The organism is Seongchinamella sediminis, assembly GCF_003457605.1.
GTDB lineage: Bacteria > Pseudomonadota > Gammaproteobacteria > Pseudomonadales > Halieaceae > Halioglobus > Halioglobus sediminis.
On sequence record NZ_QRAN01000007.1, the window covers coordinates 95,976 to 109,506 of the forward strand.

9 protein-coding genes are annotated in these 13,531 nt (G+C 64.6%); 4 read left to right on the forward strand and 5 right to left on the reverse strand.

All coding sequences use genetic code 11. The features are described 5' to 3' along the window. Positions 1-79 precede the first annotated feature (79 nt). The 3 genes from DWB85_RS08290 to DWB85_RS08300 are packed head-to-tail and all read right to left on the reverse strand — an operon-like array spanning position 80 to position 3,890. Positions 80-976, reverse strand: a complete 897-nt coding sequence (locus tag DWB85_RS08290) for a 3-hydroxyacyl-CoA dehydrogenase (RefSeq protein WP_117953748.1) — start codon at positions 974-976, stop codon at positions 80-82. Between the two features lie 32 nt (positions 977-1,008). After that, positions 1,009-2,385 (reverse strand): wax ester/triacylglycerol synthase family O-acyltransferase, encoded by a 1,377-nt coding sequence (locus DWB85_RS08295; protein ID WP_162846059.1) that lies wholly within the window; start codon positions 2,383-2,385, stop codon positions 1,009-1,011. Continuing rightward, positions 2,382-3,890: a WS/DGAT/MGAT family O-acyltransferase gene (locus DWB85_RS08300; protein ID WP_117953750.1), complete on the reverse strand. Its 1,509-nt coding sequence runs from the start codon at positions 3,888-3,890 to the stop codon at positions 2,382-2,384. The genes DWB85_RS08295 and DWB85_RS08300 overlap by 4 nt, the downstream gene beginning before the upstream one ends. 217 nt (positions 3,891-4,107) lie before the next feature. On the opposite strand from DWB85_RS08300, the gene DWB85_RS08305 reads away from it, so the two are divergent. From DWB85_RS08305 to DWB85_RS08320, 4 genes are all read left to right on the forward strand, one after another. After that, positions 4,108-5,550 carry a coniferyl aldehyde dehydrogenase gene (locus DWB85_RS08305; protein WP_117953751.1) on the forward strand — a complete coding sequence of 481 codons (1,443 nt, stop codon included), beginning with the start codon at positions 4,108-4,110 and terminating at the stop codon, positions 5,548-5,550. Between the two features lie 65 nt (positions 5,551-5,615). Then, positions 5,616-7,367, forward strand: a complete 1,752-nt coding sequence (gene ilvD, locus DWB85_RS08310) for a dihydroxy-acid dehydratase (RefSeq protein ID WP_117953752.1) — start codon at positions 5,616-5,618, stop codon at positions 7,365-7,367. A gap of 48 nt (positions 7,368-7,415) precedes the next feature. Beyond that, positions 7,416-9,548, forward strand: coding sequence for a PQQ-dependent dehydrogenase, methanol/ethanol family (locus tag DWB85_RS08315; protein WP_117953753.1), 2,133 nt, complete (start codon positions 7,416-7,418; stop codon positions 9,546-9,548). A gap of 31 nt (positions 9,549-9,579) precedes the next feature. Continuing rightward, the gene (locus DWB85_RS08320) at positions 9,580-11,685 is read left to right on the forward strand and encodes a PQQ-dependent dehydrogenase, methanol/ethanol family (protein WP_117953754.1); all 2,106 of its coding nucleotides are present in this window, start codon (positions 9,580-9,582) and stop codon (positions 11,683-11,685) included. Between the two features lie 77 nt (positions 11,686-11,762). Here the strand turns inward: DWB85_RS08320 and DWB85_RS08325 are convergent, their stop codons facing one another. Both DWB85_RS08325 and DWB85_RS08330 read right to left on the reverse strand, forming a co-directional pair. Then, the gene (locus tag DWB85_RS08325; protein WP_162846060.1) at positions 11,763-12,551 is read right to left on the reverse strand and encodes an HpcH/HpaI aldolase family protein; all 789 of its coding nucleotides are present in this window, start codon (positions 12,549-12,551) and stop codon (positions 11,763-11,765) included. A 31-nt stretch (positions 12,552-12,582) separates the two neighbouring features. Beyond that, positions 12,583-13,374: a 2-keto-4-pentenoate hydratase gene (locus DWB85_RS08330; protein WP_117953756.1), complete on the reverse strand. Its 792-nt coding sequence runs from the start codon at positions 13,372-13,374 to the stop codon at positions 12,583-12,585. Between the last annotated feature and the right edge of the window lie 157 nt (positions 13,375-13,531).

Below are 13,531 nucleotides of genomic sequence, written 5' to 3' on the forward strand. Positions count from 1 at the left end.
GCAGGCCTGGAGACTGTTGACTGGCTAGAATAGAGTAACGGGGCAGCTGAATACTGTCGCCTTGCCGACAGTAGGCGCCTCAGCCCAGGAAACCGGGCCGGGAGAAGGCCGGGTCCGGATAGTCGTAGTAGCCGGAACCGCTCTTGAGCCCCAGTTTGCCCTGGTCGATAAAGTGCGCCTGCACGTAGTCAGCGTCCTTGCGCTGCTGGGCATCGCCGCTGGCATCCGCCAGATTGGACAGCACGGCGTGCACGGTACCGAGCCCGATCATATCCATGAGCCCAAAGGGTCCCATGGCCATGCCGGTGGAAATCATCCAGGTCCTGTCCACGTCTTCCACGCTGGTGACAGCGTTGGTCACCAGTGACTGGGCCGCCAGCGCCCAGGGAATCAGCAGGGAATTGATGACATAGCCTGGCTGCTCCTTGTTGATGCTGATGGGCACCAGGCCGATCGCCCGGGCAAAATCGGTGGTGGTGGCGACGGTGTCCGCTGAGGTGCCCGGGTGGCCCATCAGCTCGGCGATGGGGGCATCCCAGATGCCGACCACGAAGTGCAGGGCCATAAACCGCTCCGGCCGGGTGATGCAGCCGGTCAACTGGCTGGGGAGGAAGGTCGAGGTATTGGTGGTGATGATCGACGACTGCGGCAGGTACTGGCACAGCTGCTCGTAGAAGGGTTGCTTGATCGCCAGGTCCTCGAGGATCGACTCGTTGACCAGGTCTGCATCTTCACAGGCACTGGGCAAATCTGTTGAATAGCTGAGCCGCGTGAGGGCGGCATCGGTGTCCTTTGCGGGCACGCCTCTTGTCTGCTGAAAGTGCGTCGCGAATGACTGATGTGCCTGCCGGCACACCTCCAGCGACGGCGCCCGGTGGTTGTACACGACGGTCTCGAAACCGTGCATCGCGCACTGGAAACTGATTTGCTGGCCCATGGTGCCGGCGCCGACAATCAATACTTTGTTGATCTTCATATCTGTCTATACTCTCCTTGGTTGGTCGCTGCTCAGTCCGCGCCGAGCAGCTGCTCGTGGAATTCATCGTAGACCTCGTCTATGCAGAGCTTCAGGTCGTGCAGGTGCGGCAGGGCGCGGCGCCCCGCCACCAGGCCGAAAAACAGCTCGCCATCGTAACTGTAGACAGTCACGTTGAGCGCGCTCATCGGCGCGATACCGGAAATCGGGTAGGTCTCCAGCAATCTGGCGCCGCCGAAATAACGGGTTTCCCGCGGTCCGGGAACATTGGAAATAATCAGGTTGCAGGGAGGCGGCATGATGCCCTCCAGGTGCAGCGCGGTGCCGATGGCCCCGAGGCCCGCGGCGCCAAGGCTGTAGGCCTGGGAGGCGACGGTGGGAATTTCGGTGTACAGCGCCTTGCCGCTGCGCATGGCGTCGCGGACCGCCGCCAGGCGTTCGGCGTGCCCCTGGTCCCGGTCGCCCAGCTTGACCTGGATACTGGTCACCAGGTTACCTTCCTCCTCACTGCCCGGTTGGCGCAGGTTTACCGGCACCAGCGCGACCAGGGGCTGCTCGGGGACCTGACCCTGCTCCGCCAGAAATCGCCGCAGGGCGGCATCGCAGAGGGCCAGCACCACATCGTTCAGGGTGGCCCCCGAGGGTTTGCCCATGGCCTTCAGGTCGGCGAGGGGGAAGTGGGTGAACGCCAGGTTGCGCGACGCGGTCGGCGGCGCGGACAGGGCCGTGCTCGGGCTGGACAGGGGCAGGGCGATACTCCGGTCGCCCTGCAGGAAACGGCGTTGCAGCAGTTTTCCGCCCAGTTGCCCCAGGCCGAGGCCGAGGTCCCGGGCCGTGGCCAGCATATTGACGGGCGCCTGCAGCGCTTCCAGGCCGGTGCGCGGGGTACGGCTGGCGCGCATCCGGGGGCGCTGCCAGATCGGGCGCATGTCCTTGCTGGCCGCGCTGCGGGTGGTGGCCTGTGACATCCACTTGGAAAAGGTCGCTCCGTCACAGATGGCGTGGTGAATCTTGATGTAGAAGGCAAAGCGACGGTTCTCGAGGCCTTCAATCAGGTGGAATTCCCACAGCGGCCGGTCCCGGTCAATCAGGTGGGCCTGCAGCCGCGCCAGCACGCTGCGCAGCTGCTCATCGGTTCCGGGCCGGGGCAGGACCGTATGGCGCAGGTGGTATTCGGGGTCGTAATCCTCGTCCACCACCAGCTCCGGCAGCCCCCCCAGGCGGCAGTGCAACTTCTCGTTAAACGGCGACCCCGGGGGACGCTGGCGCAGCTCCGCCATCAGGCCGTGGAGCCAGGCGCTGCCCTTGCCCCTGGGCAACTCGTAAATCTGCAACCCGGCGACGTGGGCGGGAATCTCCGGGGACTCCAGCCCCAGGAACATGCTGTCCAGCAGCGTCAGTCGATTCATGTTTTCGCACCGCCGCGGCTTGTTGCCCGCTTGCCGCGTTTCTTCGCGGGGGCGCTTTTCTTTTTCGGCTTGCCCGGCTTGCTGGCAAGCTTGCCCACTGCCGCTTCCCTGAGTTCGGCAAAAGCCGCCTCCAGGCATTCGCGGTAAAACGCGGGGTCGGGCATCATCTTGCGGTCGGACAGCGGCGCGATGACCAGGTCCCCGTCGTAGCTGGTGACCGCGTGACTGATGCCCATATTGTCGCCAATGACCGCCATACCGGTGAACATCACCAGCCGCGCACCGCAGAAGTACAGGGGCTGCTGCGGCCCGGGCACGTTGGTGACCACCATGTTGTGGCTGGCCCGATAGCTGCGGCCGGGTCCCCGGGAGGCGGCCACCGCCCGACCCGCCAGCATCAGGGTGGGGGCCGGTATCTGCTCCTGTATTTCCATCAGTTCGCGGGCACTCACCGCGTTCGCGCGTTTCAACGCCTCCATATTCTTGCGCACCAGCGCCAGGCGCTTGAGCGGGTCGCGCTCCAGGGTGCCGAGACTGGTCCGGCTCAGGTGGATCTTGTTGCCGGCACCCCCACTCTCGTCTTTCGAGCGCACGCTGACCGGGACCATGGCGGTCAGCGGCAGGTCGGGGGTTTCATGCTTGCTGTCGAGATAGCGGATCATGGCGCCACCGCAGACGGTCAGCACCACGTCGTTGATGGTGGCCCCGGGGACCGCCGTCTTTACCGCCCGGAACTCCTCCAGGTCAAAACGCGCTGCATCCCACACCCGGTGGGGCGAAATGGGCTGGTTGAAGCGGGTCACCGGCGCTTTGCCCTGCTCGGCAGATACCGGTTCCTTGCTGGAGGAGGCCATTGCCCGCGCGGCGCCGCCCAGCTTCCCGGTCAACGTCAGGCCGGTACGCAGGCCGCGGCGCAGGTTATTGATACCGGCGCGGCCGAGCAGCTCCGATGAGCGCGGAGGCCGCTCCGCTCGCCAGCGGCGCTGGCGCCGCTCCTTGTCGGGATAGGGCTCGGTGTCGTGGATGGCCATGGTCAGCTCGGCGGCGGCGACACCGTCCAGGGCTACATGGTGGACCTTGGTCATGATGGCGAACGCGCCCCCGGGCAGGAAATCGACGTTGTCCAGGCCCTCGATCACGTACATCTCCCACACCGGCCTGGACATGTCCAGCGGGCGCGAATGCAGCCGGGATACCTGGATGCAGAGCTGGCGCCAGTCCCCGGGCTTGGGCAGCGCTATATGCCGTACGTGAAACTCGAGGTCGAAATCCGGATCGTTGATCCAGTAGGGGTAGTCGAGATTCAGCGGTACCTGCACCAGTTTCTGGCGGAAGATCGGCGATGCCCCCAGGCGTTTCTCCACCTGCTCGAGAATAGTCTTGAAGCGTAATGGACCGCCGCGCACCGAGGACTGGTCGTAGATGTTCAGCATCGAAATATGCTGGTGCCGGCTCTCCCGATCGGTATACAGAAAAAACGCGTCACCGCCTGTGGTCTGTCGCATGCGCCTGTTCTCCCGGACTAATGGTTGCAGTAGCAATATAGTCGTCTATCCAGTGCCCCGCATCTGTCAACTAGCTGACTATCCGGGGGAATTCGTCAACTGTCGCCTGCATGACACTCTTTTTGCGCCGACCCGGTTACATTTGCGGTCATAGCCCCAAACACCGGGACATCAACTTCCAGCACGGGCCACAGTGCCCCAACACGAGGTCAAGGCAATGAACCAGCCGCTCGCAACAGGACAACAACTCATTCCCGATGAATTCCAGGACGTCTTCGACGAACAGCAGGCCTATTACCTGGCCCATCGCAATCCGGACTACCAGGAGCGGGTGGCCGACCTGAAGGCGCTGCACCGGATGCTGGTGGAAAACCGGGAAGCGCTGATCGAGGCGGTCAACGCCGATTACGGCTGCCGCTCGCGCTTCGAGACCATCTTTTCCGAGCTGCTGATCAATCAGGACGGCATCCTCGACGCCATCAAGCAGCTGAAGAAGTGGATGAAGCCGCAGAAGCGCCATCTCGATGCCACCCAGTATCCGCTGGCGAAGGCCAGGGTGATCCCCCAGCCGCTGGGCGTGGTGGGTATCGTGGTGCCCTGGAACTTCCCCATCTCCATGGCCTTCTCGCCCCTGACCGGCATCTTTGCCGCCGGCAATACCGCCATGATCAAGATGTCGGAGAATTCCCAGGCCCTGGCCAAGCTGTTCAAGGAACTGGCGCCGAAGTATTTCCCCCGCGGCAAGCTCGCCTTCTTCGAGGACGGCAACGGCCGCGGACCGGCGTTCACCTCGCTGCCCTTCAACCACCTGTTCTTCACCGGCTCTCCGGCCACCGGCAAGGCGGTCATGGCGAACTGTGCCCAGCACCTGACCCCGGTCACCCTGGAACTGGGCGGCAAGTCCCCCACCGTCATCGCCCCCGATTTCAACTTCACCAAGGCGGTGGAACGGATCATGTGGGTCAAGATGTTCAATGCCGGCCAGATCTGCACCAACGTCGACTACCTGTTCCTGCCCGAGGGCAGGGAGCAGGATTTTGTCGACGAGGCCCGGCGCATCTGCAACGCGCGCTACCCGGATATCAACAACGGCGACTACACCGCCGTCATCGACCAGCGCTCCTACGACCGCCTGCAGGCGACCCTGGAGGATGCCCGCGCCAGGGGCGCGCGTGTCATCAACCTGTTCGAGGGCCAGCAGCCCGACGCCGAACGCCGTATCTTCCCGCCGCACATCGTGCTCGATGTCGACGACCAGATGGAGATCATGCAGCGGGAGGTCTTCGGCCCGCTGCTGCCGGTGATGACCTACCGCGATCGCGAGGCGGTCGTCGACTATATCGACGGCCATCCCCGTCCCCTGGCGTTCTATGTCTATACTAACGACAAGTCACTGGTTGACTGGTATATCGACAACACCATGTCCGGCGGGGTGACCGTCAACGACGGCCTGCTGCACGCCGCCCAGCACGACCTGCCCTTTGGCGGGGTCGGCAACAGCGGCATGGGTCACTATCACGGTTACGAGGGCTTCAGTACGTTTTCCAAAATGCGCCCGGTGTTTTACCAGGGGCCGTTCCGCAGTGTCGATATGCTGATGCCGCCCTACGCCGGCAAGGCCAACAAGATCCTCAACTTCATGCTGAAGATGAAGAGCTAGAGATTCGGCGCCGCCAGCCAGGTGCTCGCCCCTGTGCGCATGCCAGATAAAGAAAGGACAAGTGAATGAGCAACGATAACAACGCCAAGCGCCCGCCCTACCGCTCCAACGTGATGAAGGCCGGCCCGGTAAAAGCCGCCGCCCGCGCCATGCTGCGCGGCCTGGGCCTGGACGACGAGGACATCGCCCAGCCCTTTGTCGGCGTGGTGTCCAGCCACGGCGAAATGAGCGCCTGTAACATGCGCCTGAACGAGGTCTCGGAACAGGCCCGCTGGGGCATCTACCGGGGGGGCGGCACACCGCGCGAATTCAATACCATTTCAGTCTCGGACGCTCTGGTCAACGGCCACACCGGCATGCACTTCTCGTTGATGTCGCGGGAGGTGATCGCCGACAGCATCGAGCTGGTGGTGCGCGCCCACCAGTACGACGGCCTGATGTGTATCGGCGCCTGCGACAAGAATTTCCCCGGGATGATGATGGCGCTGACCCGCCTCAACGTGCCTGGCGCCTTCCTCAACGGGGGCCCCGCCCTGCCCGGCCGCTTCCGCGACCAGCCGGTGGAAATCAAGACCGTGGGGGAGTACACCGGCAAACTGATCGCAAAGCAGTCCGACGAAGAGGAACTGGAGGCGGTATCGCGCGCGGCCTGGCCCGCCTCCGGCTGCTGCGCCGGCCAGTTTACCGCCAATACCATGGGCATGGTGGCCGAGGTGCTGGGCTTCGCCCCCCTGGGTTCGAGCACCATCCCCTCAGTCCACTCCCAGCGCCGGGCCATGGCGCGCAAGGCCGGCCGTCAGCTGATGGTGGCGGTGGAGGCCAACTACCCGCTGCCGCGGGACCTGGTGACCCGGGAGAGCCTGGAGAATGCCTGCGCGGCGGTATCCGCCACCGGCGGCTCCACCAACGCCGTGCTGCATATCCCGGCCATTGCCAACGAGGCCGGTATCGACTTCGACGTCGACGATGTGGCCGCCGTCTTCGCGCGCACGCCGCTGATTACCCACCTGAGTCCGTCGGGGCCCTACCTGTATCCCGACCTCCACGAAGTCGGTGGCGTCCCGGTCGTTCTGAAACAGCTGCTGGCGGGCGGCTATCTGCACGGCGACTGCCTCACCCTGGACGGTCGCACCCTGGCCGAGGCCCTGGCGGATGCGCCGGACGCGGACGGCAGGGTGGTGATGCCGATCGAGCAGCCGCGCACCGAGGGCGGTGGCCTGGCGGTGCTCAAGGGCAACCTGGCGCCCGATGGCGCGGTGATCAAGACCGCCGGGCTCGAGCGCAGCAGCTTCAGCGGGCCAGCCCGGGTATTCGAGTCCGAGGAAGCCTGCCTGCAGAGCGTACTGGCGGACGACATCAATGAAGGCGAAGCGGTGGTTATCCGCAACGAGGGGCCGGTTGGCGGGCCCGGCATGCGCGAGATGGTCACGGTGACCGCACTGCTGTACGGCATGGGCAAGGGCGAGAGCGTGGCGCTGGTTACCGATGGCCGCTTTTCCGGCGCCTCCCGCGGCTTCAGCGTGGGCTATGTCACCCCCGAGGCCGCCCTGGGCGGGCCGCTGGCGCTGGTCGAGGACGGCGATACCATCAACATCGACCTGCACAGCAAATCGCTGACCCTGGAGGTTGACGAACAGACGCTGGCGGCACGGCGGACAGGCACTGAAAGGGGCGACCCCAGCGGCAAGGCCTATATGACCCGCTCCGGCTACGCCCAGAAATACGTCGCCAGCGTGGGGCCCGCCACCCGGGGCGCCGTCACCCACGCCGGCAATGTGCACTGGCCCAACGAGGCCCAACCCGGCAACCAGGACTGAAGCACCGGTTCCGCCCGTAAAACTATAACAGAGAGGGAGAAACGAGCAATGAGCAGCAACAAGGGGCTCTGGTTGGCCACCATCTGCGTGGCCTGTTTATTCGCCGGCGCCGCGACCGCCGCTGAGCCTGTCGTAGCCAAGGCAGCCGATACGGAGTGGCGCCTGCACGGCAACGATGTGGGCGAGCAGCGCAACTCCGCCCTGCGCCAGATCAACACCGACAATGTCGACCAGCTGGGCCTGGCCTGGTACTTCGACATGTACACCCGGCGCGGGGTCGAGGCCACGCCGCTGATGGTCGACGGCACACTGTATGTGTCCGGCAGCTGGTCCATGGTCTACGCCCTGGACGCCAAAACCGGCGCCCTGAAGTGGTTCTACAACCCCGAGGTGGACCGGTCCTTCCTCGCCAAGGGCTGTTGCGACGCGGTCAATCGCGGTGTGGCCTATGCCGACGGCAGCGTGTACGTGGGCACCTACGACGGCCGCCTGGTGGCCCTGGACGCGGACGACGGCAGCGTGCTCTGGGATGTCCAGACCACGGATCGCGAACAGTCCTATACCATTACCGGGGCGCCGCGCATCGCCGGAGACCTGGTGGTCATCGGCAATGGCGGCGCCGAACTGGGCGTGCGCGGTTACGTCACCGCCTATGACCAGAAAACCGGCAAGCAGGCCTGGCGCTTCTATACCGTACCCGGTAATCCCGCCGACGGTTTTGAATCAACCGTAATGAAAAAAGCCGCTGACACCTGGACCGGGGAATGGTGGCAGTGGGGCGGTGGCGGCACCGTCTGGGATGCCATGGCCTACGATCCGGCGCTGGAACTGCTGTATATCGGCGTGGGCAACGGCTCGCCCTGGAACCAGAAGCTGCGCAGCCCCGGGGGCGGAGACAACCTGTTCCTGACCTCGATCGTGGCGCTGAAGGCGGCGACCGGTGAGTACGTCTGGCACTACCAGACCACCCCCGGGGAGACCTGGGACTACACGGCTACCCAGCACATGATCCTGGCGGACCTGGAGATCGACGGCAAGCCGCGCCAGGTGCTGATGCAGGCGCCCAAAAACGGGTTCTTCTACGTGCTCGACCGGGTGACGGGCGAGCTATTGTCGGCGGAGCCCTACGCCGTGACCACCTGGGCCAGCCATGTCGACATGGAGACCGGGCGCCCGGTGGAAACCCCGGACGCACGCCTGTTCGATGGCGAAAACGTCAGCCTGCCGAGCAATGCCGGCGCCCATAACTGGCACCCGATGTCCTACCACCCCGGCACCGGCCTGGTCTACATCCCGGCCATGCAGATTCCCATCAAGTTCCTGGCGCCCAGCAACGAGCGCGATCGCCAGCCCAATCAGGGCTACTGGAACGTGGGCTTTGACCGCATCGCCAACGTGCCGCCGAATATTCCCAACCTCAATGAGGTGCTGGATGAAACCTACAAGGGCCGCCTGCTGGCCTGGGACCCGCTAAAGGGCGAGCTGCGCTGGGCCAGCGACTGGACTCGGGTGGCCGGTGGCGGCGCCCTCAGCACCGCCGGCAACCTGGTGTTCCAGGGCAATAACGCCCAGCTGCGCGCTTTTAACGCCGCTACCGGCGAGGTGCTGTGGAGCGATGACATCCAGACCCTGGCCATGGCCGCGCCCATCACCTATGCCATCGATGGCGAGCAGTATGTCGCCGTGGCGGTCGGCTTTGGCGGCGGCGCCGGAGCCGAGGCAGGGGCCATCGTGCACCACTGGGACATTCCCAACCTGTCCCGGGTACTGGTCTATAAACTGGGGGGCAAGGCTACCCTGCCGCCAGTGCCGGAGCGGGACCGCGAACTGCCGAAACCGGCACCGGTGACCGCCTCGGTGGAGACCCTGGAGCACGGCAAGGTGATCTACCAGCGCCACTGCAGTTACTGCCACGGCGATGGCATGCGCACCGGCGGCCTGACGCCCGACCTGCGTTACTCCGGCGCCGCCGTCCATGAACAGTGGCAGGCCATCGTGCGCGAGGGAATACTGGCTGCCCGGGGCATGGTCAGTTTCGCCCCCTATGTGGACGAGGCCAGCGCCGAAGCCATCCGCCAGTACGTGCTGCTGGAGGCCAATCGCCTTTACCAGCGGCAGCAGGGGGCCTATATTGCGCCTCAGGAACAGAGGGCCCCGGAGGATGGCGACGCCGGCCGCTGACTGACCCCACAATGACACTGGAAAACATAATATGAACTACAGCGCGTTACTGATCACCGGGCTACTGGCCTGCTTCGCTCCTGTCGCACCGGCAGCTCAGGATAGCACGCCGCAAGCGCTGGCAAGCCAGAAAGCAACCGGCAACTGGCCTGGCCACGGGCGCAACAGCGGCGAGGAGCGTTTCTCCCCCCTAGACAGCGTCAATGAGGGTAACGTCGACAAGTTGGGGTTGGCCTGGAGCTTCAAGTACCCCCTCGACCGCGTGGTGGAGGCCACCCCCATCGTGGTGCATGGCGTTCTCTACACCACCGGCGCCTACAGCATGGTCTTTGCCCTGGATGCGAAGTCAGGCGAGCTGTTGTGGGAGTACAACCCCAAGGTCTGGCGCGGCTACCAGGGCCGAGGCTGCTGTGACGCCGCCAATCGCGGGGTCGCTGTCCACAATGGCATGGTCTATGTGGGAGTCTACGACGGCCGCCTGGAGGCGCTGGATGCAAAAACCGGTGAACTGGTCTGGTCGGTCAACACCCTGATCGACGCCGAACGCAACTACACCATCACCGGGGCTCCCCGGGTGGTGAAAGGCAAGGTGATTATCGGCAACGGCGGCGCCGAATTCGGCGTACGCGGTTACATCACCGCCTACGAAGCTGAGACGGGTAAGCAGGCCTGGCGCTTCTTCACCGTACCCGGCGACCCGGCCAGGGGTGACGAAACCGACACCATCAGCATGATCCGCAAGACCTGGCACGGCGACCAGTACTGGAAGCAGGGCGGCGGCGGCACGGTCTGGGACGCCATGGCTTACGACAGCGAGTTGAACCTGCTGTATATCGGTGTCGGCAATGGCTCTTTCTGGAACTACAAGCTGCGCTCGGAGGCAAAAGGCGACAATCTGTTCGTTTCCTCCATCGTGGCTATCAACCCCGATTCGGGCGACTACGTGTGGCACTACCAGACCACCCCGGGAGACGCTTGGGACTACACCGCGACCCAGCACATCATCGTCACCACCCTGCCGATCGCCGGCAAGGATCGCCGGGTGGTGATGCAGGCCCCGAAAAACGGCTTCTTCTACGTGCTGGACGCCGCCACGGGTAAGTTCATTTCCGCGGGCAAGTTCGGCGAGGTCACCTGGGCCAAGGGCATCGACCCGCAAACGGGGCGTCCCATCATCGACCGGGAAGCGGCCGATTACTGGACCGATTCCGAGCCCAAGACGGTATTCCCGGGTTCCCAGGGGGCCCACAACTGGCCGCCCATGAGCTTCAATCCCGAGACCGGCCTGGTCTACATCCCCCAGCAGGTGACGATGGAGCATTTCGTGCCCCTGGAATCACCGAAAGCGGTCAAAACCGGTGTTCCCAACCTGGGCCTTGAGGTGCCGATCGTGCCCGAGACCCTGGCGGGGATCGAGGAGCTGGCGCAGGTCTATCGGGGCAACCTGGTCGCCTGGGATCCGGTACGGCAGGAAGTGCGCTGGAAACAGCCCTATGAGCACATCCATAACAGCGGCACCCTGACTACTGCCGGCAATCTGGTATTCCAGGGCACCGCCGACGGGCGGGTGCTGGCCTATAGCGCGGATGAGGGCGTTAAACTGTGGGAGCAGCCCGTGTCCAGCGGCGTGGTCGCAGGGCCTGTCACCTACGCAGTGGAGGGCGAGCAGTATGTGGCCTTCAATGTGGGCTGGGGCGGTGCTTTCCCCATCACCTTCGGCGCCCTGGCCTATCGCACCGGCGTGGTGCCGGACTCCCGCCTGTATGTGTTCAAGCTGAACGGCAAGGCGGCCATGCCACCTGTCGAGCGGCGCACACTGGAGCCGCCGTCACCACCGCCACTGACCGCGGATGCAGCGACCCTGGCCGAGGGCAAGCGACTCTATGCGGATCACTGCGGGGTATGCCACGGGCTGTCTGCCCTGAGCGCCAATATTATTCCCGATTTGCGCTACCTGACGCCGGAGAAACACGCCGAGTTTCTGCCTATCGTGTACGGCCTGAGGTCCCACCAGGGCATGCCGCCCTTCGGTGGCATCCTGGAACAGCAGGAGGCCGAGAGTATTCGCCAGTACATCATCCAGCGCAGCCATGACTGGCGCGAGGAACTGCAAAACCGCAATAGCGGCTCAGAGTAAGGAGATCGCCATGTGGATTGGGCGCGGGCGCCGACAGGCACGACTGCCCGCGCGGCTATGACGGCAGCCAGGCGCCGTCAGTAGCCACCCCGGGCGGCGGCCGCGTCCGGGTCCTCGCCCCGGGCAATCGCCAGCCCGCGGTTGACGCCGGCGCGGAAGAAGCTGATGTCGGTGCCGGCGGAGGCGAAATGGAAGCCGCTGGCCAGGGAGTCGTGGGCCATCTCCGCCGAGTAGCCGAACATGCCCACGGCGCGCTCATGCTTCTGGCACGCGGCAACAATGGCCGCGATGGCATCCTTGAAGCGCGGGTTGGCGAAATCCCCGGGGGCTATACCCAGGCCGTAACACAGGTCCATGGGGCCGACGAACAGGCCATCGACGCCCTCCACAGCAGCAATTTCCTCGACATTCGCCAGCCCTTCCTCGGTCTCTATCATTGGCAGGCAGGCGATCTGCGCGTTGGCGTGGGCCAGGTACTCGATCCCGGATTCCATCGCCGGCCGCATGGGCCCACAGGAGCGCTGGCCCTGGGGCGGGTAGTAACAGGCGGCCGCGGCCCGCCGGGCCTCCTCGGCCGAATTCACCATGGGCACGATGACTCCCTCGGCACCCACATCCAGCACCTTGCCGATCTGGTCCGGGGTATTGGCGGCCACCCGCACCAGCGGCGTCACCGGCTGGCCGCAGATAGCCGGCAGCAGGCGGTTGAGGTCGCTGTAGTCCATCAGGCCGTGCTGCAGGTCGAAGCACAGCCAGTCCACCCCCGTGCGGGCCAGGGTTTCGGCCACATGAATATCCGGCAGGTTGATCCAGATGCCCAGCGAGGGCTTGCCCTCGCGCCAGTGTTGCAGTGCGGTGTTGATCATTTTGAGTCTCCAGTATGCGTCGCTGCCGTTATCAGCTGAAGGTGAAGCTGACGTCGCCGAAACCGCTGTCGAAGCGGGCCACGATTTCGTCACCGGCCGCCACCGGTACCGCCCGCAGGAACGAACCCGACAGGATGACATCGCCGGGCTCGAAGGCAACGCCGAATTCAGCCAGCTTGTTGGCCAGCCAGGCAACCGCGTTGAGCGGGTTGCCTAGCACCGCAGCGGAGTTGCCCTGCTCCCTCACCTCGCCATTGATTTCCAGGCTGCCCTGGATATTGCGAATGTCGATATCGCGCAGGTCCAGGGGATTGCCGCCGAGGATCACCCCGCCCACGGCGGCCAGGTCGGCAATGGTATCGCGCACGTCCATGCCCGGCCCGTAGGCCACCCGGAAGTCGACGACTTCAATCGCCGGCAGGACGAAGTCGGTGGCACGGATCACATCGGCCACGTTGACCCCGGGACCCGCCAGGCGCTCCTTCATGACAAAGGCCATCTCGATTTCCACCAGGGGCTGCTGCCAGTCCGCGCGGGGGCTCTCACCCGCCTCAGGATAGAACATGAAATCCAGCATGGCACTGTAATCGGGTTCGGTGGAATTGGCCATTTCCTGCATCGGCTTGGAGGTGAGGCCGATCTTGTAGCCGCGGACCTTGTGGCCCTTGTCGCGAAACTGCTGCACGACCTTCTCCTGGATGCGGTAGGCATCTTCCATTTCGATATCGGGGAAGCGCGGGTTCAGCAGCGGGACCTGGGATTTCTCCTGGAAGCAGCGGAAGATGTCGGCGGCAATGTCCTGGCGCAGGTGTTCGGTCAGCATGGCGTTAACTCTCTGGTTGACTATCGGGATTGGATAACGCCAATCGTGGCGCAAGCGCGCAACAATAACTGTCAAGCCGCCGACACTTGCCCGTCGGCCCGAACTGTCCCCTAGTTGACATTCTCGGGCCCGGCTCGCTGCTAAAGTCCCGCTCCGA

Coding starts and splice junctions, on each gene's coding strand:
- DWB85_RS08290 (WP_117953748.1), bottom strand. CDS start 976: ATGAAGATCAACAAAGTATTGATTGTCGGCGCCGGCACCATGGGCCAG.
- DWB85_RS08295 (WP_162846059.1), bottom strand. CDS start 2,385: ATGAATCGACTGACGCTGCTGGACAGCATGTTCCTGGGGCTGGAGTCC.
- DWB85_RS08300 (WP_117953750.1), bottom strand. CDS start 3,890: ATGCGACAGACCACAGGCGGTGACGCGTTTTTTCTGTATACCGATCGG.
- DWB85_RS08305 (WP_117953751.1), top strand. CDS start 4,108: ATGAACCAGCCGCTCGCAACAGGACAACAACTCATTCCCGATGAATTC.
- ilvD (WP_117953752.1), top strand. CDS start 5,616: ATGAGCAACGATAACAACGCCAAGCGCCCGCCCTACCGCTCCAACGTG.
- DWB85_RS08315 (WP_117953753.1), top strand. CDS start 7,416: ATGAGCAGCAACAAGGGGCTCTGGTTGGCCACCATCTGCGTGGCCTGT.
- DWB85_RS08320 (WP_117953754.1), top strand. CDS start 9,580: ATGAACTACAGCGCGTTACTGATCACCGGGCTACTGGCCTGCTTCGCT.
- DWB85_RS08325 (WP_162846060.1), bottom strand. CDS start 12,551: ATGATCAACACCGCACTGCAACACTGGCGCGAGGGCAAGCCCTCGCTG.
- DWB85_RS08330 (WP_117953756.1), bottom strand. CDS start 13,374: ATGCTGACCGAACACCTGCGCCAGGACATTGCCGCCGACATCTTCCGC.